Source organism: Nocardia sp. CNS-044 (genome assembly GCF_059570515.1).
On record NZ_JCANSX010000005.1, the window covers coordinates 247206 to 273100 of the forward strand.

Genomic DNA, 25895 nt, shown 5'->3' on the forward strand with positions numbered 1-25895 from the left:
TCAGCGCATTCAGCGGCCCGGCCAGAATCCGCAGGGCGCGCCGCGGCCCAGCTCGCTGAGCGAGGCGGTCGCCGAGCGCGACCGGCGGTCCGGTCCGAGCGCCGCCGTCCGTCCCGCGGGCGGCGCGCGGCCGAACACCGGCCAGCGGCCCGCGATCGACCGCGATCGTCGTCCGAACGGTCCCGTCACCGGGGAGCGCCGCGCCCAGTCGGGTCAGCCGCCCTCGGGCCCGCCGCCGCGTCGCAACGGCGGCGGTGACGGTGGTTCCGGCGGGGCGGGCAAGCGACCCGGTGCGAAGCGGATTCCATGGAAGCTGATCCGCCGGACCCTCTACGTGTGCATGGCCCTGGCCATCGTGGTGCCGAGCGCCGTCTTCCTCGTCGCCTACAGCACGGTGTCGGTGCCGCAGCCCGGCGACCTGAAGACCAACCAGGTCGCGATGATCTACGCCAGCGACGGCAGCACGGTGCTGAGCAAGGTGGTTCCGCCGCAGGGCAACCGCACCGACGTGACCATCGAGCAGATCCCGCCGCACGTGCGCAACGCGGTCATCGCGGCCGAGGACCGGGATTTCTACACCAACCCCGGCTTCTCGATCTCCGGCTTCGTGCGCGCGGCCCGCGACAACGTCATGGGCAAGGAGAGCGCGGGCGGTGGTTCGACGATCACTCAGCAGTACGTGAAGAACGCGCTGGTCGGTGACGAACGCTCGCTCACCCGAAAGATGCACGAGCTGGTCATCTCGGCGAAGATGGCGCGGCAGTGGAGCAAGGACGAGATCCTCGCCGCCTACCTGAACACCATCTACTTCGGTCGCGGCGCGTACGGCATCGACGCGGCGTCCAAGGCCTACTTCGGCAAGCCGGTCCAGGATCTGACCGTCGCCGAGGGCGCGGTGCTCGCCGCCACCATTCAGCTGCCGTCGCTGCTCGATCCGGAGAAGAACCCGGAGGGCGCCAAGACGCGCTGGAACTACGTGCTCGACGGCATGGTCGACGGCGGCAACCTGAAGCCCGCCGACCGGCAGGGCATGCAGTACCCGCAGGTGACCCCCGTCGCGCAGACCCAGGACAAGACGCTGGATTCCGGTCCCGAGGGCCTGATCAAGACCCGGGTGCTCGAGGAGCTCTCGGAGGCGGGCATCAGCGAGCAGCAGCTCAACACCGCGGGTCTGCAGATCACCACGACCATCGATCCGAAGGCGCAGCAGGCCGCGGTCGACGCCGCGACGAGCAAGATGCAGGGCGAGCCCGAGCAGCTGCGGACCGCGGTGGTGTCGATCGACCCGCGCACCGGCGCGGTGCGCGCTTACTACGGCGGCACCGACGGCCAGGGCTACGACTTCGCCAACGCGCCGCTGCAGACCGGTTCCTCGTTCAAGGTGGTCGGCTTGGCCGCGAACCTCGAGCAGGGCATTCCGCTCTCGCAGATGTACGACAGCTCGCCGCTGACGGTGAACGGCATCAAGATCACCAACGTGGAGGGCGAGTCCTGCGGCATGTGCACCATCGCCGAGTCGCTGAAGCGTTCGTTGAACACCAGCTTCTATCGGATGCAGCTGGACATGGGCAATGGTCCGCAGAAGATCGCGGACATGGGTCACAAGCTCGGTATTCCGGAGGAGCTGCCCGGCGTCGGCAAGACCCTGTCCGAGCCGGACGGTTCCGGCCCGAACAACGGCATCGTGCTCGGCCAGTACCAGGCCCGGCCGCTCGACATGGCCTCCGCTTACGCCACGCTCGCCGCGTCCGGCGTGTACCACCAGCCGCACTTCGTGCAGCGGGTGGTGACCGCCGACGGCCAAGTGCTGCTCGATCGCGGTGACGTCGCGGGCGAACAGCGCGTCTCGGCCGCCGTCGCCGACAACGTGACCGCGGCGATGAAGCCGATCGCGCAGTACTCGCGCAACCACAACCTGGCGGGCGGCCGCGAGTCGGCGGCCAAGACCGGTACCGCGCAGCTGCTCGACACCGGCGAGAACAAGGACACCTGGATGGTCGGCTACACGCCGTCGCTGTCCACCGCGGTCTGGGTCGGCAGCGTGGACAACTCGCCGCTGCGCAACTACGCCGGCGCCATGATCTACGGCTCCAGCCTGCCGTCGGACATCTGGAAGGCGACCATGGACGGCGCCCTGCAGGGCACACCGGTCGAGACCTTCCCGAAGCCCGCGCCGATCAAGGGCCAGGCGGGTGTCCCGGAGTGGACCGCGCCGTACACCCCGCCGTCGACCGTCGACGCGCCGGTGCCGCCGGTGGTGATCGCGCCGACCCAGGTGGAGATCCTGCCGGGCATCACCATCCCGGTCCCCGGCGTGCAGCCCAACCCGCAGACGCAGCAACGTCCGCAGCAGCGTGAGCAGGATCCGGGCCCGCTGCCCGGCCAGCCGGTCGCCCCGACCGGCGGTGGCTCACCGACGCAGACCGGCTCGCCGCGTCCGGGCGGAACCGGAAACGGCGGCGGTGGAGCGGGCGACAGCGGCGACGAAGAAGGGTCGAACAGCCCGCAGCCGACGCGCAGTCGATAACAGCCGAGGCCGCCCGGGAAAATCCCGGGCGGCCTCGCTGTTTGTCCAGTGCACGCGACTGGCCGCGCCGTCGTCGGCCTGAAGCGGCCTGGCACCCGACGGGATCAGACGCGGGTGATGTACCAGAATCCGTTCGGGTCCTGATAGCAGCGGTCGTGCACGCCGGCCCAGGTCAGGCACTCGGAGTACGAACGGTAGCCCTCGAGGACGACCCAGTTGCCCTCGCCGACCTCGACGCACCTGTCGCGGACACCTGCCCATGTCAGACACTCCGCATACGACGCGTACCCGGCTGATGCGTTCCCCGCGAGTCCGAAGACCGCAGCGCTCGCTATGGCGAGCACCGTCAGCAATTTCTTGAACATATAGCCCCAACGGCAGCCGTGTGCGCCGGTTCCATCGACCGAGTGCTGCCAGTCGCCCACACTCCTGTCACGTCGGGGCCGTACGTCGGCTCAGGCGGACCTACTAGGCTCGGGTTCCGTGACCGATCAGCAAGTGGTGGACGTGCGGACGGGAGAGGCCGCGCGCTCCAGCGGGGGCTCTGGTGGCGGGACACACTACGTGGCGCCCGCGCCGCTCGCACCGGACCTACGCTCGGCCGACGCGCGGGATCGCCCGAGCCGCAACGATTCCCTCGCCGCGCAGCTGAGCACCGTCGTCGGCGGGCCGGTGGGCGATCACGCGCTGATCGGCCGGGTCCGCTTCTGGACACCGCTGCGGGTCCTCTTCGCTTGCACTGTGATCTTCCTGGCGCTCGGCTGGGCCACCAAGGCGGGCTGCATCCAGCAGACGGACGCCGGTGACGGCACGCTGACGCTGGACTGGAACAACGGCCGCCAGTACGTGGCGATGTGCTACTCGGACACGGTGCCGCTGTACGGCGCCGAACGCCTCGACGAGGGCGCGTTCCCGTACAAGAAAGCCTGGGTCGAGAAGACACCCGACGGCGGGCGCGAGACGCGGTACATGGAATACCCGGTGCTTTCGGGTCTGTACCAGTACGTGTCCATGCAGATCGCCAAGACCTGGGACGCGCTGCCGCTGCCCGGCGCGCTGCAGGTGGTCATCTACTTCAATGTCGTCGCGTTCGGCCTGGCCCTCGGCTGGCTGGTCACCGTGTGGGCCTCGGCGCTGCTCGCCGGACGCCGGATCTGGGACGCGGCGCTCGTCGCGTGCTCGCCGCTGGTGATCGTGCACGCGTTCACCAACTTCGACGCCCTCGCGACCGCGTTCGCCGCCACCGGCCTGCTGGCCTGGGCGCGGCGCAGGCCCGTCCTCGCCGGTGTGCTGCTCGGGCTCGGCGGCGCGGCGAAGCTCTATCCGCTGCTGCTGCTCGGCCCGATCGTGGTGCTGTGCCTGCGGGTGGATCCGATGCACCGGGTGCCGAGCACGCGGCTCGGGCTGCGGATGCGCGATATCGACGGTTGGCGCGCGGCGCTCACCTGGGTGCGCGAAACCCCGTACCGCATCCAGTTCCTCAGCTTCCGTCCGCTCGGCGCGGCGATCGTCGCGGTGGTGGCCGCGGCGGGCACCTGGCTGGCGGTGAATCTGCCGATCGCTGTGCTGTATCCGAACGGCTGGCGCGAGTTCTTCCGGCTCAACACCACCAGACACGCCGACCCCGACTCCATCTACAACGTGATCACCTCGTTCACCGGCTGGACCGGATTCGACGGCGAACTGAACCACGGCGAGGCGCCGACCGTGCTGAACGCGGTCTCGCTGCTGCTCTTCGTGGTCGCCTGCGCCGCGATCGCGTATATCGCGCTGACCGCGCCGCGCCGCCCGCGCCTGGCCCAGCTCTGCTTCCTCGTGGTCGCGGCGTTCCTGCTCACCAACAAGGTGTGGAGCCCGCAGTATTCGCTGTGGCTGGTGCCGCTCGCCGTGCTCGCGCTGCCGCACCGCCGAATCCTGTTGGCCTGGATGACGATCGACGCGCTCGTCTGGGCGCCGCGCATGTTCTACTACCTCGGACTCGATCGCAAGGGTCTGCCCGAGCAGTGGTTCACCGGCACCGTCGTCCTGCGCGACCTCGCGGTGCTCGGGCTCTGCGCACTGATCGTCTGGCAGATCTACCGGCCGGGCGAGGACCTGGTCCGCCGCGATTTCGTGGACGACCCGGCGGGCGGCGTCATCGACCGCAGCGCCGATCCGCTGCTGCCGTGGTTGCCGGAATTGTTGCGCCCCAAGGCGACTCCGTCCCGCACCGGCTGAGCCGCGCGATCGTCGACCGAAGGTGACCTATGGTCGGTCCGAATAGCTCACGGTCACCTTCAGTCGGATTGCGCCCATGCGGTATTCGACCGAAGGCGGCCGCCAATGGCTGACGGTCACCTCGATCGGTAGCTACTCCGAACGCAAAAGCTTTGCCGCCCGCTGCGGATCGCTTGGCAACAGATCCAACTCCAACTGCCAGGCGCTCCCGGTCCACGGATCGAACAGCGGGGTGTCCTCCACAGTCGGCAGGTGACGGCAGGCCTGCGACAGCGCCGCCACGGTGCCGTCCGGTGATTCGGACTCGTCGCTGCCGACGATCACGATGGACAGCCCGATCAGATCGCCACGCAGGGTCAGCGCCGTGATGCGCTGGGCGTCGGAGGCTTGGTATCCGTGCGGGAAGTCGGCCGCGAGCAGCACCCGATGCTCGGCGGGCGGTGTGAAAGCGCCGCTGTTGTAAGCCATTTCGGCCAGCTCGGCGGCGTCGACAAGGGCTTGCAGCCGCGCCGAGATATCGCCGTGGTCGGTGATCGGCGGACCGTTCAGCACCGCTCCGAGCGGCGCGAGCAGTCCGGTGAACGCCCCGGTCAGGTCGATGGCGTCGATGCGGGTGCGCCTGCCGGGATCGGACGCGAGGAGCCGGGCCAGCAGTGCGCCGACCACCGGAACGACCGCCGCCGAATGCTCGGTGTCGATCCACAGCGGCCTGGTCAGCGGCACCGGCACGCAGTACGGGATGCGCAGCGACCCGCGTTCGATCGCGTACAGCTCACCCAGCCGGATGCCGTCGCTCGGCTTCGCGCGGCCCTCCCAGGCCGGTGACGACCAAGAGGCCAGCGCGGGCGGCAGCAGCCGGTCGGCCTCGGCGAGCTCGCGCATCAGATGCTCGCTGTCGCGCCGATGATTGCCCTCGGCGACCGCGACGAGTTCGTCGCTGCGGCGTTGTGCCTCCTGGCGCTTGGCCTCGGCGACGGGGGTGTTCCTGGTCGCGGGATCGGAGACCGCGGCCGAGAGTTCCTCGTCCAGCCGTTTCGCCGCGTAGTCCCGTGCCGAGATGAGCGCGGCGGCCGAGCGGGCCGCGTCCTCGAAGATCATCCACAGCCGTTCCAGACCGTGCGACACCTCCAGCCCGGGACCACCGGTCGGATGCTGGGCCTGCTGCGGCCCGGCGATGGCGTCCCGGTCACTCGCGGGATGCGGGGCGTGCGCCGCGGCATCCGGTCCACCGGACACCTCGACGCCGTGCGCTGGCAGCAGCACCGGCAGCCCGCCCGCGTAGCCCTGGCCGACGGCGCGCACCTTCCACGCGTCCCCGCGCCGGTAGACCTCGAGGCAGATCAACGCCGCCTCCCCCGCCGCGGGCGCGATCGCGAATTCCGCGGTGACCGTGCCGTTCTCGGAGAGAGACGCGGTCACCGGCCCGAGTTCGCCGCCGCCAGGCGCCGCGGGGTCGGCGCTGACCACCAGCAGCACCGCCTTGGCGTCGGCGCGCACCTCGGCCAGGGTGATGCTCACCTCGTCGCCGTCCAGCGCGACGCCGCCGGTGTTCGGCTGGTTGTAGAAGACGAAGTCCGACGCGTCGAACACGCGCAGGTTCTCCGCCACCACCAGCGCGGAAACATCTAGCGCCGCACTGCCTTTCGCGCTGAACCGAAGCACCTCACCGTTCAGCGGGATGTTCTGGCCCGCCTTCAGTTGAATCACGTTGTCCGCCATGCTCTTCGCGTGTACCTCCGGCAAGCCTGCCTCAGAGGAAACGGCCGAGCTGGGGAATCGCCTCGCCGGGATGTTTGGCCTGGAAGCCCTCGCCGAGCGCCTGCATCTTCCAGTCGCCGCCGACCCGGAACACCTTCGCCATCGCCATCGCGGTGAACGCCATGCCGCCCGCCATGGTGTACCTGGCGAGCTCGGCGTTGTTGGAGCCGTCGACGAGACGGGTGAACGCGTTGCGCACCTGCTCGAAGGTGTGGCCCTTGTAGGAGGTCACGATGAACACCAGCGAGGTGATGTGCGCCGGGATCCTGGTCAGGTCGACCAGGATGACCTCGTCGTCGCCCTCGCCCTCGCCGGTCAGGTTGTCGCCCTGGTGGCGCACCGAGCCGTCCTTGGAAGAGAGCTGACCGTAGTAGGCGTAGTCGGCCGGGTTTCCGTCGGCGAACATGATCACCGAGGCGTCCAGGTCGATGTCGACGGTCCGGTTGCCGAACATGCCGCGGGTTTGCACCGGATCCCAGCCCAGACCCATCTTCACGAAGGTCAGCGCTTGGCCGCCCTCCTTGCGCAGCGTGACGCGCTGACCCTTCTGCAGGCTGACCGGGCGGTCCTTGCTCAAGCTCACCTCGCCCGTCGGCTGCGCGGCCTGCTGCGGTGCGGTGGCCGGTCCGGGCGGCGGCGGGTAGCCACCACCGGTCGGGGGCGCGTACCCGGGTCCGGGCGGCGGGTACGAGCCGCCGGTGGCGGCGTACTGCGGCGACTGCTGGGCCGGGGCCGTCTGCTGCGGGTAGTGCGCCGGCGGCGCCTGCTGCGGGGCCTGCTGGGCCGCGGGCGACTCGTCGACGGACACGCCGTGATCGGTGACCAGCGCCGCGAAACCACCCGCGTAGCCCTGGCCGACGGCGCGCACCTTCCAGGAGCCCTGGCGGCGGTACAGCTCCAGCGCGATCACGATGGACTCGGTGTCGAGCCCGTCGATCCGGTACTCGTACAACGGATTACCGCCGGCGTCGGAGACGATGGCGATCGGCGGCGCGGTCCTGCCGAAATTGCTGGAGGCGTCGTCGAGGGTGATCACCGCGCGGATCTGCTCGATCTCGGCGGGCACCGCGTTCAGCGACACGGCGAGCGAGGCGGGCTGTCCCGCGGGCGCGGGCTGCAGGTTGACGCCGGGGCCATTGGGCTGGTTGAAGAAGACGAAGTCCGCGTCCGAGCGGACCTTGCCCCGCTCGGTCACCAGCAGTGCGGACAGGTCCGCCGGTGCCGACAGCTGGACGGAGATCACCACATCGTTGGTGGCCAGCGGGCCGTTCTGGCCCTTGGCGAGTGTTGCGGACAAGGTCGACCCTTCGCTTGTCGGTGCGTACGTTTGCCACTCTACGAGAAACGGCCCGGCCACCGCCGAAGTAAACGCCGCGCGGGGCGTTGCGAACCCTGTGTGTCCGTTACAGTGACCGCTGGCAGCGGAACGCGACGACGACCCACGTTCCCGAACTGAGACAGCAGGGCAAACTCCCAGATGGCACAACTTTTCGAACAGTCGAAGAAGGTGGTCGAGGCCCATCTCGCCGGAACGAGTGTCCGCGCGATCGCCGGGTCGATGATCGCCTACGAAGGAAACGTGCAGTTCAAGGCCGCCGGATTCGGCGGAGGCGACGGCGTGCTCGCCGGACTCAAGCGGCGCGCCACCGGCGAGAAGCTGTCGCTGATGGAATGCGGCGGTAACGGCAGGGTCTTCTTCGCGGTGAACGGCCAGCACGTGTCGGTGGTGAACCTGAACGGTGAGACGCTGCAGGTGGAATCGCAGCAACTGCTCGCGTTCGCCGGGAATCTGCGCACGGACGTGCGTTTCGCGGGCTTGCGCGGCGCGTCCACCGGGGCGGGGCTGTTCACCACCACCGTCACCGGCCAGGGACAGGTCGCGCTGCTCTCCGCGGGCGGCCCGCTGATCCACCTGGAGGTGTCGCCGCAGTATCCGCTGGTGGTCGATCCGGACGCGTTCGTCGCCGCGCAGGGCAATCTGAACCAGTCCTTCGTCACCGACGTCTCGTGGCGGACCATGGTCGGTCAGGATGCGGGCGAGGCGTTCTCGCTGCGCTGGGAAGGCCAGGGCGTCGTGTTGATCCAGCCTGCGGAACGGTAAGGGGCCGGGGATGTTCGAGAAAGTCAACGGCAAGGTCGTCAAGGTCGACGTCGGCATGGCGGGCGGCGTCGTCGCGCGCAGCGGCGCGATGCTGTACTACAGCGGCGACGTTTCCTTTGCGCCGCATCAGATCCCGGGCGCGCAGGGCATGGGCGGCGGCGGGCTGATGGGCATGGCGGGTCGCATGATGGCGGGCGAGCACGAGCGCACCATGCTCGCGCAGGGCAACGGCCAGGTGCACTACGGCTTCGCGGGGCTCGAGGTGCACGTCGTGCAGATGCAGCCCGGCGCGTCGCTGCGGGTGGAAGCCTCACGGCTGCTTGCCAATACCGCTGGCCTGCAGAGTTCGATCGTCTCGGTGGCGAGTTCCGGCGGCGGTGGCGGCGGTGGGCTGATGGGCGCGCTGCGCGGCGCGGCCTCCGGTGCGCTGACCGGGCAGGGCATGTTCACCACCCAGCTGTCCGGGCACGGCGCGGCGGTGCTGCTCGCACACGGCGGATTCCTGGAACTGCAAGTGGGCGGGCCGAATCCGATCGTGGTCGACCCGCAGGCGTTCGTCGCCGCGTACGGCAATGTGCAGACCGAACTGAAGACCGCGCTGAGCTGGCGTGACGCGGTCGGGCGCGGCTCCGGCGAGGCGATGCAATTGCATTGCGTCGGACAGGGTGTCGTCTACGTGCAGGCCTCCGAAGAGAAGTTGTGACCATGGCCCAGATCCTGAACCCGATGACGCTCGGCGAGAGCGACAACATCCCGGGCAACAGCTACGCCTACTGCATCGACCTCAACAAGCCGTGGTTCATGCGCAAGGGCGCGATGATCGCCTACTACGGCCAGATGAATTTCCAGCTGCTCACCCACGGCCTGCACGGCGGGTTGATGCACATGGTGTCGCAGCAGTTCTCGGCGCCGCTGTTCACCAACGACTACGTCGTCGCCGAGGGCCACGGCAAGCTGATCATCGGCGACCGCGGCTACGACATCAATTCCTTCGATCTCGACGACGGCAATCTCACCATCCGCGCGGCCAACCTGCTCGCCTTCGAGCCGGGTCTCGCGCTGAAGCAGTCGATCGTGCCCGGCTTCCTCACGCTGATCGGCACCGGCAAGTTTCTCGCCTCCTCCAACGGCCCGGTGATCTTCGCCGAACCGCCGCTGCGGGTCGACCCGGAATCGCTGGTCGGCTGGGCCGACTGCCCCTCCCCCAGCCACCACTACGACCACCAGTGGGTCTCCAGCTTCCTGGCGGCGGGCGCGGCGCGCTTCGGCGTGAACTCCGGTGAGGAACGGCAATTCGACTTCACCGGCGCGGGGACGGTACTCATCCAGTCCAGCGAGAAGGTCATGAGCGACTCGGTGCTCGTGCGCACCATCGAGGGCCAGCTGCAGAGCGGCGTCACCGTCGGCGGCCTGCAACGCCTGCAGAGTGTGATCGCCCAGCAACTCGCGGGTCAGCAGCAGTACTGAGTTCGCGGACCGGCGCGACTCGTGCGCCGGTCCGCACACAGCCGGACGAAACCCGGCATCCAGCCCGACCGAAATGCGTCCGACAAGCCGCGGTCAGCCAAAGCTCGCGAAGTCCGATAGCTCGTCCAGCCGCTGCGTCAGCCTCACGGCGGTCGCCCCGATGACGACGGAGGTTATGCTCCGAGCGCTAGCGCACATCGATCGGCCCGGTGACCGCGACGCGCGATCGACATCAAAGCCCGCGCCACACCTGGCATGGCTGTTACGCTGCGCTCCACCTAACGGGGTTGTTCCAGTAAGCATTTCAAGTTGTGCGACGCCCTGGAGTATCGGCGGCCGGATGAGCGGCCGCGGAATTATCTGGGGTGTCGTCGAGGAGAAGGGGCGTGGTTGGTGGAGATGAGGACTATGCCCGACCGCGTTCACTTTCTCGTAGAGGTGGATCCGCGGTCCGGAGTCCACGACTGGAGAAGGCCATCAACGGGCTCTTATGTCGAGCAGCAGCAACAGTGATCCAATGCTGACGGGCCGGAAGTACAGGCTGGAATTCACGCCGGAACAGGCCGAATTCGCCGACACCATCGGCGCGATCTGCAGGTCGGTGTGGAACACCGCACTACAACAGCGCCATGAGTATCGCCGCCGGGGCGCATGGATCAACTACAACGAGCAGGCTGGACAGCTTGCGGATGCGAAAACCGAGCACCAATGGTTGAAGGCTGCCCCGTCGCATGTGTTGCAGCAAACCATTATGGACTTGGACCGGGCCTGCCGGGAGCACGGCGCGTTACGAGTGAAGTGGCGTTCTGTGCGTCGTTGGTTGCCGTCGTTCCGGTTCCCTGACCCCAAGCAGATCACCGTGGAGCGGCTCGGCAAAAAGTGGGGCCGAGTGAAGTTACCGAAGTTCGGTTGGGTGCGGTTGCGCTGGTCACGCCGACTCGACGGCGCGGTGCGTTCGGCGACCGTGTCTCGGGACGGCGTCAGCTGGTACATCTCGTTTCTCGTCGAGGATGGCCGCACCACGCCGGAGCGGCACGCCAGCACCACGGCTGTGGGCGTGGATCGCGGCGTGAGGGCGGCGGTTGCGGTGTCCGACGCAACAATGTGGAACCGTGAGTTCCGCACCCCGGGCGAGGCCGTCCGGTATAGACGTTTGCAGCAGAAACTCGCCCGGCAGCACAGGGGCAGCGCGAACCGGTGCAAGACCATCGCCGCGATGCGGGCGATCCGGCGGCGGGAGCGCAACCGTCGGGCCGATTTCTGTGCGTGGACCGCAAACCAGCTTGCCACCCGACACGGCCTGGTCGCCATCGAGGACCTCCGCACAATGAGCATGACCGCCTCGGCTAAGGGCACCATCGAGCACCCCGGTAGCAGAGTAGGGCAAAAAGCCGGGCTGAATCGCAGCATTCTGGACAAGGGCTGGCATGCCTTCGAGCGGGCCCTTGTCAGCGTGTCCCGCTACACGGGCACCCACGTTATTAAAGTCCCTGCCGTGTACACGTCACAACGCTGCTCGGTGTGCCGCAGCGTGGACCCGGGAAACCGTGAGAGCCAAGCGGTGTTCCGGTGCGCCATCTGCGGATACAGAGAGCATGCGGACGTGAACGCAGCAAAGAACATACTGGCGGACGGGCTGTCCGTGTCAGCCTGTGGAGACCTCGCCGTTGGGCAGTCGATGAAGCAGGAACCCGGCGGGAACCCGCGAAATACTACCGCCCCAACCGTGGCCTAGGCAGGTTGGAATCCCCCGGCTTCTGCCGTGGGGAAGGACGTCAAGAACCAGTTGATGATCTCCTCGCCCGCGAGGATGCCGGTGGCGCGGGTGATGGTGAGGTTGGGGCTGGTCCAGTTGAGTTGTTCGAGTTCGCCGTGCCGCGGGCGGATGGCGGAGTCGGCGGCGCGCAGCATCTCGGCGTCCAGCGCGCCGTCACCGGCGGCGAAAGTCTTGGCCGCGTCGGTGAGTTCGCCGGATTCCATGAGGCGGCGGCGCACCTCGGCGACCGCGACGCTCTTGCAGACCGACTGCGGCATCGTGTAGATCTTGCGGCCCTGTTGAGAGGCCGACCAGCCGCGCTCGCGGCACCAGGCGTCCCATTCGGCCAGGAAACCCTCGGGCACCGCCTTGGGCTTGACCACCAGGTAGCAGAACAGATGGTCGGCGACGCGGAACTTGGTCACCCAGGAGTCATCGATCCTGGCGCGTAGCTCCGCGCTCACCTCCGACAGGGTGGCGCCGCTCTGGCGCACCTGCACGTCGATGTCGATGCGCCAGCGCATGTCCGGGACGCCGTCCACCAGGATGTTGCCGCCGTTGCTCGTGATCGCGTAGCGCCAGGGCGCCCCGGGTAGTCGAATCCGGTTGAACTGCTTGATGGTCCGGGTGGTCGTCGGGATGACGGCCGCCGGTTGGGTGAGCGTCTGCATCCGCAGCGCCGCGGCCGTCGTCATGAACGACAGCGGCGCGCCCTCCAGATGCTCGACGCACACCATCGGCACCTCCGAGGCGGTGCTGAAGGCGTTGCGCGAGTAGATCATCGTGCGGTCGAGATCGGTGGCGACTAGCGCTTGTCTTCGTGGTCTTACCAATAGCATCTACTTCGGTACTTCCTTGATCAAACCCATGCACGAGTACGCCAGATCGGGGACGACCTCGACGGGCACACCACGCGCGGCGGCGAGCATCCGGATGTGCGCGTGCTCGGGGGCGTCGGCCTCGCGGACCAGCACCCGCCACGGCACGCGGCGCAGCAGCACCCGGGTGGTCTCACCGACCCCCGGCTTCACGAAATTCACACTGGCGATGCCGTATTCGGCACGCACCTTCTCCACCGAGGACCAGCCGGTCCAGGTGGGAGTCCGATCCGAGCCGAGCACCGCGGCGAGTTCGGCGGGCACGCGCGGGCGCACGGCGTCGAACGCGCCGGTGACGGCGTCGAGCAGGCGCCGGGAGACGTCGTCGGCCGCCAGTTCGCGATAGAACTTCGCGCCGTGGAAGTCACCGGGCCCGATGAGCGTGTCGTTCAGCACGGTGCGCGAGATGAGGCCCGACACTGTGGAATTCAGGCACGCGGAGGCGATCAGGAAATCGTCCCGGGTGCCGTAGGTGCGCACGCAGTGGCCAGGATCGGCGAGCACGGCGAGTTCGTCGTCGAATCGGGCGCCGCCCGCCGCGTGGTAGGCGTCGAGCGCCTCGGTGAGCTCCTTGGTGATCGCGCCCTTGCCGGTCCAGCCGTCGACGAACACCACCGAGGCCGGATCATGGTGCCGGGCAAGGTAATCCAGCGCGGTCGCGTCGATGCCGCGGTCCCGGACGATGGACACCGCGTAGTGTGGGACGTCCAGGCCGGGCAGTCCGTCCCCACGTCCGGAGCGCAACCAGCGCTTCATCAGAATCCCGACCGGCGTGCCCGCGCGCGCGAGCGACACCAGCACGATGTCCTCGCCGCGCTCGGCGACCACGAGTTCGGCGACGGTGCCCACGGCGAGCGCCAGCCGCTCGGCGCTCTCCGCGAGCACCTCGTCGAACAGACCGCGATAGGCGGCGTCCGGCTGGTATTCGATCGGCAGCGATTCCGCGTAGTGCGCGACGCCCGCTTGGATGCGGCGCTCCCGCTCGGCGATGTCGGCCTCGAGGTCGGCGTCGGACAGATCTTTCAGCAGCCAGGAGACCTCGTCGGCGGCGTACGAGCCGAAGTCCGGCCCGTACAGGGGTGCGGGTAGCCGAGGCTCCCCGGTCGCTTCCGGCAACGTCGCGGCACGCACGGCGCGGTTCGTCTCGACCTCCTCGTCGACGGTCGCGGCCTTCGCTGTCGCACGCCGCTCGATGTCCAATTTACGCGGATCGGCGCCCGGCACGAGCGCGACGAGCACGTCGGCCCCCGAAGCGGTGAGAACGTCGACCAAACCGCCCTCCGCGATCAGCTCCGGCGTGTCGGCGGGCGGGTCGAGCACCACGATGAGGACCGGATCATTTCCGGTACCACCGTGCACGCCCGCGCCCGGCGCACCACCGCGCGCATCGCATGCGGCGCGCAGGTCGTTCTCTGCGCCCCACGCGTCCGCATCGTCGGCCCGCACGCCATCATTCGCAACCGAGGTGTCCTCGCCGGCGACCCCCGCGTCCCCGCCGGCGGCCCGCACGCCATCTCCCGCGACCCGCGCATCGTTGTCGACGGCCGACACGTCCTCGGCCACGACCGAACTCTGCGCCGTGAGCTCGCGCAACTCCGCGTCGAAATCCTCCGGCCAGCAGGCGTTGTAGAGATACCGCGGCGCGTCCGCGTCGGATTCCGGTGCGACGAAACGGAACCCGCGCCGCAGCGGATATCCGGGCTCGTCCAGCACGTAGGCGGGCGAGCGGGTGGTGGTCTGATACCTCGTCGGGATGCCCGACTCGGCCAACGCCGCCGCCAACCGCAGCGGCAGGTACATCAGCTCCTCGTGCCCCAACACGATGACCGGACGATCCGGCGCGTCCACGGCCAGGCGCGCGGTCAGCACCGCGGCCGCGGCGGCGACGGCCGATTCGAAGGCCGGGGCGTCGGAATCCAGTATCCCGTGCCGTCCACCCTCGGGCACCGAATCGGGCCAGGGCAGCTCGATGCGACCGAACGAGCCACGCTGCGGCGCAATGGGATTCAGCGCCGGATCGGGCATCGAGGTGACGGCCTCGATCAAGCCTTCCGGCAGCTTGGTCAACCCCGAGGCCAGGCACACGGTGTCGATGCGGGCACCGAGTTCGGCTGCGGCGCTCTCGAATACGGCCCGGTCCTCGGCGGTGCGCATGTCCACCAACGAGGCGAGCACGTAGTGCGAGCGCGGGGCGAAGTCGTGCAGCGCGCGCACCGCGTCGATCGCCGTAGCGCCAGTGGAGATCTCGTCGTCGACCAGCACCAGCGGCAGGTCGTTGCGGAAGATCTCGGCGGGCGCGGGTTGCAGCAGGTGCGAGGTGGCGTGCGAGTGCCCCTCCTCGAAACCGGCCAGGGTGTCGGCCTCCGGCACGTCACGGCGCGTCGAATGCAGGTAGCACCGCGCCCCGATTCGCGCCGCGACGGTGTGACCGAGACCCGTTGCGGTCTCGGCGAATCCGAGCACGACCGCGCCCGACTCGTCCGCCCGCTCGGTCAGCGCGGCGCGCACCAGATCACCGAGCCGGTTGCCCGCGTCCAGCACCACCCGCGGATCGGTGGGCAAATGCTTGCCGAGCACCGTCGAGACCAGCAGGTGCGCCCGGCGCGGATTGCGCCGCAAACCAGGCTCGATCAGCATCTCGATCGACAGCTCGGCGGGCAGCACGCCGTCGGAACTCGTGCCGTGACAAGACAGATGATGCAGTTCGATACCGAGTGTTCGGGTCGCCCACGGCGAGGTCATGCCTGCGCCTCGCTGACGCTCATGCCTGCGCCTCGCTGACGCTCGGCTCCGGCATGCGCGGCACGCTGGGACATGATTCGCGCACTCCGTTCGCTCATACCTTCACCAACGCCGTGAGCAGATCCACGAAAGAAACTCCCTTGTTCGCCACACCGAACACGCGGGCGCGCAACAGCGTCTCGCGGGCCCAACTGCGGTGTGGCCGCATCTCGTTCATCTTGTTGCGGTAACCCGAGGCCGCCACCCCGCCCACGTCGACCTGGAGGATGTCGAGCGCGTCGGAATACTCCTCGTGCGACACCACCGACAGCGCGTGCACCGCCGCGACGTGCGAGGGGTGGATCACCGTCTTGCCCTGGATGCCGTTGGCGCGGTCCAGGGTGATCTCGCGCAGCAGTCCGTCCAGATCCCTGCTGACCAGGTACTGCCGGAACGGCACCGCGTCGGACTCCTCGAACGGCGCGGTGCGCAGCAGCGGACGGAACATCCGCTCGTGATCGGCGAAGTACTCCCACACCGGTCCGGTGATCACGAAGCCGGTGCCGTCGGCGCGGCCCAGGTAGTTCACGATGTCGGCGATGACGTCGGCGACCACCCGCACGTCGTAGATGGTCAGGTCGCGGTCGCGGCGGATGCCGAAGGTCGAGCACATGTCGGTGGCGCCGACCCGCACCGCGAGCACCCTTTCCCGGTGCTCGGCCAGCATGGCCGCGATGTTCGTCAACTCCTGATCGCGGGTCTGGCGGTGCACGAGGGCCGCCGATTCGAGCACCGGCATGCCGTAGAGCGGCCGACCCAAACGTTCGGCCGCCGCTGCCAGCGCGTCCAGATAGGCCCGGCCGGTGGAGCTGTCGAACTTCGGGAAGACGAAGCCGGTGAGCGCGGGCGCGCCCGCCCCGAGCTGGTCGACGATCTCGCCGATGGCGCCGGCTTCGCGCACCCGAATGAACAGCAGCGGATTGGGATCCGGTCTGGCCGCCAGCTCGCCGAGTGCGTCGACGGCCTGTTTCTTCGCCAGCTCCACCTCGTCGTCGGCGACGGCGTCCTCGAGGTCGATCACCATCGAGCAGACGCCGCGCTCGGCGCGGCGCCGGATGGTCTCGGCGAGATCGGGTCTGGTGGCGGGCGCGTAGAGCGTCGCGCCGAGTCCGTACGCGAGCATCTCCCGGTCGGTGTGCTCACCGAACGGTTCGGGCTGCCGGTGGAAGAGATGTCTGGCATCGGGGCCTTGCAGCTGCCGAAAGTGGCGCAGCGGCAGTCGCTTCCGCAGGGATACTTCCTGCTGGACGGCGACGGGAGCGGTCATCGGTGCTCCGTCCTCATTCTCGTCGTGGTCCTGCTTGTTTTCTCATTCGATCCACTACTCCGGCTATGAATTCGGTGACGGCATCCAGTTCCGCCACATAGGCCCAGTAATCGGGGTGCCGCCCCGACAGTGTTTCGGTGATTCGTTCGATTCGTTCGGCCTGCGCGTCCAGCACAGATCCCCATTCGCCCGCGAGCCCCCGACTCATCGCGAGCATCTGCGCGTCCCGCAACCTGAATCGTACGGCCTTTGCCTTGTCTTGCGGGTCCTCGCGAACCGAGCGCAACAGCTCGAGCCGCTTGGTGACGGCATCGATCAGCTGCTCGGCCTCGGTGAGGCTTCCCCGCGCGGTAGAGGTCAATTCAAGGGCTGACTCCGGATTCTTCGCGACCGATGCGGCGCGCGCCCTGGCGAGAGCGTCGGCTGCGGCATCGATGGCTTGCTGGCTTTCCCGCCCATTGTTGGCCAGATCCGCCGAACTCGCAGCATTGAATTCCCGCAGCAGCGCCGAGTAGGCGGGCCCGAGCCGCTCGGACCGGTTGCGTACGGCGGCCAGCCTGGTATCCACCGAGGTGAGCGCGGTATTCGCGGCGCCGAGCCGAGATGGTGCCTGCGCCAACGCTTCTGCCAGTTCCTTGGTGACCGCGTCCAAGCGGTTCGCGGCCGCGCGGACGGCGCCCGAACCACCGCTCACACCTGCCGATTCCAGTGTGACCAGCGCCTCATCCACGGCGGCCGCGCGCGACCGCACCGAGGGGTAGTCGGCGTACTCGGATTCGGCGGCCTGCCCGCGCACCGCGGCGGCCGCGACCTTCACCTGCTGCGCCAGCTGCGGCACCGACCGCACGATCGCGACGGCTTCCTCGAGCCGAGCCTGATTGCCTCGATAGAACTCGTCCACCGCGCGCGCGGCCTCGACCAGCTGCCGCGTGACGGCGTCGGCGCGCTGCTGACCGTCGGCGACGCTCGTGCCGTCGCGCTGGGCCGTCTCGAGTTCCTCGCTCAACGCCAGATACGCGCCCGCCGCGTCGTAACAGCGGCCGCGCACCGGATCCCACGCCGCCGAGAACCCCCGCTCGGAGAAGACTTCCTCCGAGGCGTGCACCGCGGCCTCCGCCGCGCTCTGCCGCCGGTCCATGTCGAGGAACGCGTCCGCGAGCCGGGCTCGCGCCTGCTCGATCCATTCGCTGTTCCCGGACGACCGGAACCAGCTCCGCCTGCGCCCTACCACGCCCCGATGGTAGGAGATCTTCCTGTTCGCCGGGGGTTCCCCCAGTTCCTACGCAAGTTCGGCGAAACCTACTACTGTCGTATGTCGTACCCGGCGATTCGGACATGCTGGGAACCACAGACGGACTAATGAAAGGGATTCCCGCATGGGTGTCAGTTTGTCCAAGGGCGGCAACGTCTCGCTGACCAAGGAGGCGCCTAACCTGACTGCTGTTTCCGTCGGCCTGGGGTGGGATATTCGGACCACTACCGGTACCGACTTCGACTTGGACGCCAGCGCGATCGCGACCGGTGGCGACAAGAAGGTGCTGACCGACCAGCACTTCGTCTTCTTCAACAACCTCCGCTCGCCGGAGGGCGCCATCGAGCACGCGGGCGACAACCGCACCGGTGAGGGCGAGGGCGACGACGAGGTCATCAACGTCGATCTGGCCAACACCCCGCCGACCATCGAGAGCATCTTCTTCCCCGTCTCGATCTACGACGCCGACACCCGTCAGCAGTCGTTCGGTCAGGTGCGCAACGCCTACATCCGCGTCGTCGACCGCAGCAACGGCACCGAGCTGGCCCGCTACGACCTGAGCGAGGATGCCTCGACCGAGACCGCCATGGTCTTCGGTGAGCTGTACCGCAACGGCGCCGAGTGGAAGTTCCGCGCCATCGGCCAGGGCTACGCCTCCGGCCTCGCGGGCATCGCCCGTGACTACGGCGTGAACGTCTGACGAAAACACGCACAACACGAGGGGGCTCGGGCGACGAGCCCCCTCGTCGTGCGACCGGGGCAGCTATCGCGCCGGTCGCATTCGTTGGACATCCGGCGGTTCAACGGCCACGCTGGTATCGATCTCGCCGTTTCAGTTCCCATTCACGAAAGGTCCACGCGTGGTCCTGCGCATCTTCGGCCTGTCCGGCCTCGTCACCGTGGCGTCCCTGGTGGTGGCGTTCTTGTACGGTGGCCCCACCGCCCTGGCGCTGTGCGCGATCCTGGGCATCCTCGAAGTCTCTCTCTCGTTCGACAACGCCGTCATCAACGCCACCATCCTGCAGCGGATGAGCGATTTCTGGCAGCGCATCTTCCTGACCATCGGTGTCCTCATCGCCGTCTTCGGCATGCGCCTGGTGTTCCCGCTGGCGATCGTGTGGATCACCGCGGGCCTGGACCCTGTGCAGGCCCTCGACCTCGCGCTCAACCCGCCCGCGGGTGACGCGCCGTACTTCCCCGACGGCAGCCCGAGCTACGAGACATTGCTCACCGACGCGCACCCGCAGATCGCGGCGTTCGGCGGCATGTTCCTGGCGCTGCTGTTCCTGAACTTCATCTTCGAGGAGCGGGAGATCACCTGGCTCGGCTGGCTGGAGCGGCCGCTGGCCGCGGCGGGCAAGCTGGACATGCTCTCGGTCGTGGTGGCGGGCGCGGGCCTGGTCCTGACCGCGGAGCTCCTGGCCGCCGACGACAAGCGCGCCACCGTGATGGTCGCGGGCGTGCTCGGCATGATCGTCTACATCGCGGTCGACGGGCTCGGCTCGATGTTCCACACCGAGGAGCACACGGGCGGACCGTCGGAGCTGGCCAAAGCCACCGGTAAGGCGGGCTTCTTCCTGTTCCTCTACCTCGAGGTGCTCGACGCCTCGTTCTCCTTCGACGGCGTGATCGGCGCGTTCGCCATCACCTCCGACCCGATCATCATCGCGCTCGGCCTCGGCCTGATCGGCGCCATGTTCGTCCGGTCCATCACGGTGTACCTGGTGCGCAAGGGCACGCTCTCGGAGTACGTGTACCTGGAGCACGGTGCGCACTGGGCGATCGGCGCGCTCGCGGCGATCCTGCTGATCTCGATCGGCGTGCACGTCAACGAGCTCGTCACCGGTGGTATCGGTGTGGCGTTCATCGGCGCCGCGTTCATCAGCAGCGTGCTTCGCAACAAGCGCGAGGGCGGCGACGAGGAGGAACTCGAGAGCGAGCGAGCTGCCACGCCGGTAGGCTGATTTTCGGCAGGCAGCCGACGAACTCGACGCGGCAGCGGCCCCTCCGAAGGAGGAAGCCGTTGCCGCTTTTCTTTTCCCGAGGGGGACCGCGCATGGCGTCCGAGCAGCAGTCCGGCGGTGCGAATTCGACGAAGGTGACGCTGTCCAAGGCGACGCCGAGCATCAATCTCACCAAACCCGGTGAGCAGCAAGGGGTCTTGCGGGTCAATCTGAACTGGTCGCGGGCGGCCAAGGGTTTCTTCCGCAGATCCAAGCCGGTCGATCTCGACCTCGGCTGCCTCTACGAACTCGCCGACGGCTCAAAAGGTGTCGTGCAGGCGGTCGGCGAGAATTTCGGTTCGCTGCGGGACGAGCCGTACATCCAGCTCGACGGCGACGACCGCAGCGGCGCCGTCACGGCGGGCGAGAACATGCACATCGATCTCGCGCGCCCCGAATTGTTCAAGCGCATCCTGATTTTCGCCTTCATCTACGAGGGCGTGCCGAACTGGGCCGCCGCCGACGGCGTGGTCACCCTGTATCCCAGCAACGGGCCGCAGGTGGAGGTGCGCCTCGACTCCCCGGTCGACGGCGCCCGCTCCTGCGCCATCACCCTGCTGCAGAACAACGGCCGCGGAATCACCGTGCACCGAGAAGTGCAGTACATCAACGGAACCCAGCGCCACATCGACGAGGCCTACCGCTGGGGAATGCAATGGAGCAGCGCGAGCAAGTGACGGCCAGGCCCTGTCTCGAAGTCCGGCCGGATGGGACTTCGAGACAGGGACTAGAGCATCCGGCGGGGCCTGCTCATCGCCCTGGCCCGGCGCACCGAGACGCGCGACCACACGGCCTGCTGGAACGCCAGCGTCGCCCATCCCGCGAACGCCATGCCGGAGAGGTTGACGATCAGCTGCAAGGTGCTCCCCCAGATCGCCTCTTGGACACCGAAAGCCACACCGAGCGCGATGTTTCCGGCGGCGGGCACCGTTGTCACCGAGATGAAGACACCGGCGAGCCCGGACGCCTTCGACGAGGTCAGGGCGAGCACTCCGGCGGCGGCCGCGATCACCGCGACGATGAACGACCACTTGTCCGGCGTGTAGATGAACGCCGTGCCCGGGCGCGGCCCAGTCACGTCCTCGATGGTGATCCAGCCGAGCCCGCGTCCGATCAGCACCAGCACGAACGTCACGACGATGGCCGCCGCGAAACCGAGCAACAACGTGCGCACCGCGAGCCCGAACAGCACGAAACGGCGGCGCACCAGCGCGACGCCGAGCGCGGCGATGGCCCCGAACTCCGGGCCGAGCACCATGGCGCCGATGACCAGGATCTGCGAGTCCAGCACGATCGCGATGGCAGCGATCACCGTCGCCAACGTCATGAAACTCAGGTAGGTCCAGTTCAGCTCGGTTTCCTCGTACGAGCGTTGTGCGACGTCGGCCCACACCACCGCGTCGGCGCTGCTACCCGGCGTGCGCACCTCGGCGTCGAAACCGCTGCGCGACAACCATGTTCGCACCTGATCGACCTCGATACTGCCCGCACGATGAACCCCGAGCGCGCGCAGCTTCTGGATAACGTCGTTGCCCGCCTCCCGCGCGACGTCCGCGAGCACCAGGTCACCGGGCGGTTTCAGCGACGAACCGCGCACGACGGCCAGCCCGCTCACTCCGGTGTCCCTGTCGAGGATGTCGATCACGTCGTCGGTCATCTCCTTGGGCGACAGGATCCGCATGTGCAGCATGCGCCCAAGTGTGGGGGGGCGGGTGCGCCTGCACAACGGGTGGTTCTCCGGGTGAGTGCCTACCAACGGAAAAGACAGGGCCTGACCCTCCGTTGGTGGTGTGCGGGCCTGGTTCAGGCGGCGACCAAGTCCCCTCGGTCCGGGCTCGTCCGCGCGGCCTTCTCGTCCGCCCCGCGCAAATCGGCCCTGATGAACAGGAAGAACAGCGCGACGAGCAGGGCCGCGCGACCCCACACGCCGAACTGGACGACGACCTCCTGGGTTTCGAACGGCGCACCGGAGCCCATGGCGTAGAAGTAGCGGAACACGCCGATCCCGATGGCCGCGTCGGCGAGCAGATACGCGCCGATCACCTGCCACGGCACCGCGAGCAGCACCAGGAACGGGATCAGCCACAGCGTGTACTGCGGTGAATGCACCTTGTGGAAAACCAGGAATCCACACAGCATCGCGCCGCTCACGCCGACCCACGGGAAGACACCGGTCGCGCGATAACGCTTCCAGCCCAGCCAGACCGCGAGGACGAACGCGGCGAGGATCAGGGTCGGCGAGGCGATGGAGACGCCGTCGTGCCAAGCCTGACTGGTCTCGGACTCTCGCCCGTACAGCAGGTGGTGTCCCCAGTACCAGATGGAGTTGGTGGTGATGTCGGCTTGGCGCAGCTGCTGGAAGGTGATCGACGCCCGCCAGCCCTCGTATCCGATCAGCGCGAACGGCAGGTTCACCGCGACGACGGTGCCGATGGCCGCGCCCGCGGTCAGCAGCGCGCCGCGCACGTCCAGGCCGGAATCGTCGTCGGGATCGCGCTCGCCGCCGCCGGTCAGCACGTAGATCATCAACGGCAGCACGAAGATTCCCGGATACAGCTTCAAACAGAAGCCGAGCCCGAGCAGCACGGCGGCGAGCACGCCGCGGGTCCGCAGCGAATACCTGGTCGCCGTGGTGACCACATAGATGGCCGCGACCGCCGTGCAGACCACGGGCAGCTCCCAGTTGTGGAAGGCGTAGAGCACCAGCGGCGGACCGATCGCCCACAGCAGCGCGGCGCGTCCCGCGAGCCGGGCCAGGAACCAGGCGGTGAGCAGCGCGAAGGGCGCGAGCAACAACGCGGACAGGCGCAGGAAGCCGGCGTCGTCGTCCGCTCCGATCGCGCCGACCCACATGAGCGTGCCGCTGAGCACCGGGTATTCGACCGCGCCGCCGGTGAGCAGGCCGTCGTCGGTGATGCCGCCGTCGACGTAGGGGAAGACGTGCCGATCGATATCGCGGCCCAGCCAGAGGAACTGGATGTCGGAATAGCAGACGTCCGAATCCTTGATCACGTCGAAGACCGCGCTGCGACCGTTCTCGTAGAACGGAGCGCCCGCGCACCTGGCCTTGTTCGCGTACGCGAACGCCAACGTCAGGCCGCACAGCAGCACGATCACCGCGGCCAACGCGGTCCGGCGGTGCATGCGCCGGGCCTGCACCTGGGTGGCGGCGGGTCCGGTCGACATGTGACCACCTTATGTGCCACACCCGCACCGCGTCATGACGCGAAACCCCGACTACCGACAGGTGCACTTGTGCGGAGCCGGCCCACAAGCAGGCCGTGTCTTTCCCGTTGCCAGGCACTCATCCGGAGAACCGCCCCCATGATGCAGGCGCACCCGCCCCAACCCTCGGCAGGTGTACTTGTGCGGGTACGGCCCACGAGCAGACCGTGATCTCCCGTTGACTGGCATATCACCCGGAGAACCACCCCTTGGCAGGTGAACCCGCTTCACTCATGTAGCCTTACCGGGTTGCTGACGCAACGACCCTCCTGCCACGGACCGTCCGTGGCCGTTTCCTAGTCCACAGGAGGTGATTGGTCCGTGCGTCATTACGAAGTGATGGTCATCCTCGATCCGAGCCTGGACGAGCGCACTGTTGGTCCGTCGCTGGACAACATGCTGAGCGTCGTCAAGACCGAAGGCGGCAAGATCGACAAGGTCGACATCTGGGGCCGTCGTCGGCTCGCCTACGAGATCCGCAAGCAGGCCGAGGGCATCTACGCGGTGGTCGATCTGACCGCGACCCCGGCCACGGTGAGCGAGCTCGACCGCCAGCTGGGGCTCAACGAGTCGGTGCTGCGCACCAAGGTTCTGCGCCACGACAAGTAGTTCCACCGCGCTCGTCAGCGTCGGTGCCTATCTCTAGGCTCTAGCGCAACAAAGCGAGTGCATGCGGACTGCACACCGAGCAGGAGGAACCCATGGCAGCAGGCGACACGGTCATCACCGTCATCGGAAACTTGACGGCCGACCCCGAACTGCGTTTCACGCCCGCGGGGCAGGCGGTCGCGAACTTCACCGTCGCGTCCACCCCCCGCGTGTTCGACCGTAATACCAATGAATGGAAAGACGGCGAAGCGCTTTTCCTGCGCTGCAACATCTGGCGCGAAGCCGCGGAAAATGTCGCCGAAAGCCTGACCCGAGGCGCTCGCGTCATCGTGAGCGGACGGCTCAAGCAGCGCTCCTACGAAACCCGCGAGGGTGAGAAGCGCACGGTCGTCGAGCTCGAGGTCGACGAGGTCGGCCCCTCGCTCCGCTACGCGACGGCGAAGGTCAACAAGGCCAGCCGCGGCGGCGGTGGGGGCGGCGGCTTCGGTGGTGGCGGTGGCGGTAACTACGCCTCTTCCGGTTCCGGCAGCAGCGGTGGTGGCGGCGGTCGTTCCGGCGGCGCCGAGGACGACCCCTGGGGCAGCGCGCCCGCGGCAGGTTCCTTCGGGGGCAGCCGCATGGATGACGAACCGCCGTTCTGAGACGGCTTTCATAGGCCCGGATGACTTGGGCCACAATAATTTTGGAGTAAAAGACCATGCCTAAAGCGCCCGCGCGCGAAAAGGTGCTGAAGAAGAAGGCTTGCGCTTTCTGCAAGGAAGCCAAGTCCGGCACCGTTTCGATCGATTACAAGGACACGACGCTGCTGCGCAAGTACGTCAGCGACCGCGGCAAGATCCGCGCCCGCCGGGTGACCGGCAACTGCGTGCAGCACCAGCGCGACATCGCCGTTGCCGTGAAGAACTCGCGTGAGGTGGCCCTGCTGCCTTACGTGTCGACGGCTCGCTGAGTAAGGGAGGCACGCAAATGAAGTTGATTCTGACCGCTGATGTGGACAACCTCGGTGCCCCCGGCGACACCGTGGAGGTCAAGGACGGCTACGGCCGCAACTACCTGCTGCCGCGCGGCCTGGCCATCGTCGCCAGCCGTGGCGCGCAGAAGCAGGTCGAGGGCATCCGCCGGGCGCAGGACGCCCGCAAGGTTCGCGACCTGGACCACGCCAACGAGCTGAAGCAGGCCATCGAGGGCCTGGAGTCGGTCTCGCTGAGCGTGAAGACCGCGGGCACCGGCAAGCTGTTCGGCTCGGTGACCCAGGCGGACGTCGCCGCGGCCATCAAGACAGCTGGCGGCCCCGTGGTCGACAAGCGCAGCATCGAGCTGCCGAAGGCGCACATCAAGTCGACCGGCAAGCACGGCATCGTGGTGCACCTGCACCCGGACGTGGTCGCCAAGTTCGACCTGCAGGTCGCCGCCGCGAGCTGAGTCCGCACCGCCCCCGGGCGGTTCGCGCTTCACGTCGAAGACCACCCCCGTGTTCGCTCGGGGGTGGTCTTCGGCTTGCCTTTTCGCGTCCCGAGCTCCCGTTAGCCGGATATTTGCTCTAATGCGGGGCGGTGAATTGGGGCACTACCGGCTCGCGTCGGCTATCGCCTTTCACCTCCGGTTATTCGGCCTGTGGATTACTGACCAAACCGACCGATCGCAATGTGACTCAGCCCATAGCGCGCGCACCCGCTGTTTACCCAACACGCCCGGCTGTTCATCTCGGGCGACACGCCGAGGTGAGATCTATCCACACGTGGATGGATGCGGAAACGTGCATCCATCAGCGGCTTTGGTGGGAGTGACCTGGGTTTTCCCCAAGTTGTACACAGGGGGTGCACACGGTTTGGTAAACAGTCCCCAACTTATCCACAGTTGTGTGCACAGCTCGGTTTGGCGACCTCCCACCGAGTCGCCTAGGTTCGTCGCATCGCCCGGATCGGGCCGTACGGAATGGCGCGAATTCGAGCTGTCGCGATAGTTGCTGGTCGGGGTCGACGCGGCTGTGGCAAACGCGTCCGTGGCTGTGGCAAACGTGTCAGAGGCCCGGAGTAAGAACGAGTCATCGATAC

At 68.0% G+C, this 25895-nt stretch carries 22 protein-coding genes; 13 read left to right on the top strand and 9 right to left on the bottom strand.

The window, feature by feature from the left end:
• Window positions 1-340: 340 nt before the first annotated feature.
• Window positions 341-2527 (top strand): transglycosylase domain-containing protein, encoded by a 2187-nt coding sequence (locus T333_RS02220; RefSeq protein WP_354999007.1) that lies wholly within the window; start codon window positions 341-343, stop codon window positions 2525-2527.
• 104 nt (window positions 2528-2631) lie between these two features.
• Here T333_RS02220 and T333_RS02225 read toward each other — a convergent pair whose 3' ends face one another.
• Complete coding sequence (locus T333_RS02225) at window positions 2632-2892, bottom strand: hypothetical protein (protein WP_496423542.1); 261 nt, start codon at window positions 2890-2892, stop codon at window positions 2632-2634.
• 142 nt (window positions 2893-3034) lie between these two features.
• On the opposite strand from T333_RS02225, the gene T333_RS02230 reads away from it, so the two are divergent.
• Window positions 3035-4744, top strand: coding sequence for a glycosyltransferase family 87 protein (locus tag T333_RS02230; RefSeq protein ID WP_496424117.1), 1710 nt, complete (start codon window positions 3035-3037; stop codon window positions 4742-4744).
• Window positions 4745-4876: 132 nt separating this feature from the next.
• Here the strand turns inward: T333_RS02230 and T333_RS02235 are convergent, their stop codons facing one another.
• Both T333_RS02235 and T333_RS02240 read right to left on the bottom strand, forming a co-directional pair.
• Window positions 4877-6463 (bottom strand): TerD family protein, encoded by a 1587-nt coding sequence (locus tag T333_RS02235; protein ID WP_496423543.1) that lies wholly within the window; start codon window positions 6461-6463, stop codon window positions 4877-4879.
• Between the two features lie 31 nt (window positions 6464-6494).
• On the bottom strand, window positions 6495-7799 hold the full coding sequence (locus T333_RS02240; protein ID WP_354998407.1) for a TerD family protein: 1305 nt from the start codon (window positions 7797-7799) through the stop codon (window positions 6495-6497).
• Between the two features lie 180 nt (window positions 7800-7979).
• Between T333_RS02240 and T333_RS02245 the strand changes: the two genes are divergently transcribed.
• The 4 genes from T333_RS02245 (at window position 7980) to T333_RS02260 (ending at window position 11805) form a co-directional block, all read left to right on the top strand.
• Window positions 7980-8603: an AIM24 family protein gene (locus T333_RS02245; RefSeq protein ID WP_097246425.1), complete on the top strand. Its 624-nt coding sequence runs from the start codon at window positions 7980-7982 to the stop codon at window positions 8601-8603.
• Between the two features lie 10 nt (window positions 8604-8613).
• Window positions 8614-9306, top strand: a complete 693-nt coding sequence (locus tag T333_RS02250; protein WP_141808141.1) for an AIM24 family protein — start codon at window positions 8614-8616, stop codon at window positions 9304-9306.
• A 2-nt stretch (window positions 9307-9308) separates the two neighbouring features.
• Entirely contained in the window at window positions 9309-10070 is a 762-nt protein-coding gene (locus tag T333_RS02255; RefSeq protein WP_496423544.1) for an AIM24 family protein, read from the top strand.
• A gap of 517 nt (window positions 10071-10587) precedes the next feature.
• The gene (locus T333_RS02260) at window positions 10588-11805 is read left to right on the top strand and encodes an RNA-guided endonuclease InsQ/TnpB family protein (protein WP_496423545.1); all 1218 of its coding nucleotides are present in this window, start codon (window positions 10588-10590) and stop codon (window positions 11803-11805) included.
• Here the strand turns inward: T333_RS02260 and T333_RS02265 are convergent.
• From T333_RS02265 to T333_RS02280, 4 genes are all read right to left on the bottom strand, one after another.
• Window positions 11802-12608, bottom strand: a complete 807-nt coding sequence (locus T333_RS02265; protein WP_496423546.1) for an HAD family hydrolase — start codon at window positions 12606-12608, stop codon at window positions 11802-11804. The genes T333_RS02260 and T333_RS02265 overlap by 4 nt on opposite strands.
• Window positions 12609-12665: 57 nt before the next feature.
• On the bottom strand, window positions 12666-15446 hold the full coding sequence (locus tag T333_RS02270; protein WP_496423547.1) for a phosphoribosyltransferase domain-containing protein: 2781 nt from the start codon (window positions 15444-15446) through the stop codon (window positions 12666-12668).
• A 94-nt stretch (window positions 15447-15540) separates the two neighbouring features.
• A complete protein-coding gene (locus tag T333_RS02275) occupies window positions 15541-16752 on the bottom strand; it encodes an HpcH/HpaI aldolase/citrate lyase family protein (protein ID WP_354998403.1) in 1212 nt (403 codons plus the stop codon).
• A gap of 13 nt (window positions 16753-16765) precedes the next feature.
• A complete protein-coding gene (locus T333_RS02280; protein WP_496423548.1) occupies window positions 16766-17983 on the bottom strand; it encodes a hypothetical protein in 1218 nt (405 codons plus the stop codon).
• 145 nt (window positions 17984-18128) lie between these two features.
• Between T333_RS02280 and T333_RS02285 the strand changes: the two genes are divergently transcribed.
• From T333_RS02285 to T333_RS02295, 3 genes are all read left to right on the top strand, one after another.
• A complete protein-coding gene (locus T333_RS02285) occupies window positions 18129-18704 on the top strand; it encodes a TerD family protein (RefSeq protein ID WP_354998401.1) in 576 nt (191 codons plus the stop codon).
• A 160-nt stretch (window positions 18705-18864) separates the two neighbouring features.
• Window positions 18865-19968 carry a DUF475 domain-containing protein gene (locus tag T333_RS02290; protein ID WP_354998400.1) on the top strand — a complete coding sequence of 368 codons (1104 nt, stop codon included), beginning with the start codon at window positions 18865-18867 and terminating at the stop codon, window positions 19966-19968.
• Between the two features lie 92 nt (window positions 19969-20060).
• Complete coding sequence (locus T333_RS02295; RefSeq protein ID WP_496423549.1) at window positions 20061-20684, top strand: TerD family protein; 624 nt, start codon at window positions 20061-20063, stop codon at window positions 20682-20684.
• Window positions 20685-20734: 50 nt separating this feature from the next.
• Here the strand turns inward: T333_RS02295 and T333_RS02300 are convergent, their stop codons facing one another.
• Complete coding sequence (locus tag T333_RS02300; protein WP_357252702.1) at window positions 20735-21697, bottom strand: DUF389 domain-containing protein; 963 nt, start codon at window positions 21695-21697, stop codon at window positions 20735-20737.
• Between the two features lie 113 nt (window positions 21698-21810).
• The gene (locus tag T333_RS02305) at window positions 21811-23193 is read right to left on the bottom strand and encodes a glycosyltransferase family 87 protein (protein ID WP_496423550.1); all 1383 of its coding nucleotides are present in this window, start codon (window positions 23191-23193) and stop codon (window positions 21811-21813) included.
• A 360-nt stretch (window positions 23194-23553) separates the two neighbouring features.
• Here T333_RS02305 and rpsF point away from each other — a divergent pair, with 360 nt between their 5' ends.
• From rpsF to rplI, 4 genes are all read left to right on the top strand, one after another.
• Complete coding sequence (gene rpsF / locus T333_RS02310; RefSeq protein WP_067786805.1) at window positions 23554-23841, top strand: 30S ribosomal protein S6; 288 nt, start codon at window positions 23554-23556, stop codon at window positions 23839-23841.
• Window positions 23842-23933: 92 nt separating this feature from the next.
• On the top strand, window positions 23934-24482 hold the full coding sequence (locus tag T333_RS02315) for a single-stranded DNA-binding protein (RefSeq protein ID WP_354998397.1): 549 nt from the start codon (window positions 23934-23936) through the stop codon (window positions 24480-24482).
• 56 nt (window positions 24483-24538) lie between these two features.
• Window positions 24539-24790 carry a 30S ribosomal protein S18 gene (gene rpsR / locus T333_RS02320; RefSeq protein ID WP_067786801.1) on the top strand — a complete coding sequence of 84 codons (252 nt, stop codon included), beginning with the start codon at window positions 24539-24541 and terminating at the stop codon, window positions 24788-24790.
• A 17-nt stretch (window positions 24791-24807) separates the two neighbouring features.
• A complete protein-coding gene (gene rplI, locus T333_RS02325) occupies window positions 24808-25263 on the top strand; it encodes a 50S ribosomal protein L9 (RefSeq protein WP_354998395.1) in 456 nt (151 codons plus the stop codon).
• Window positions 25264-25895 lie beyond the last annotated feature (632 nt).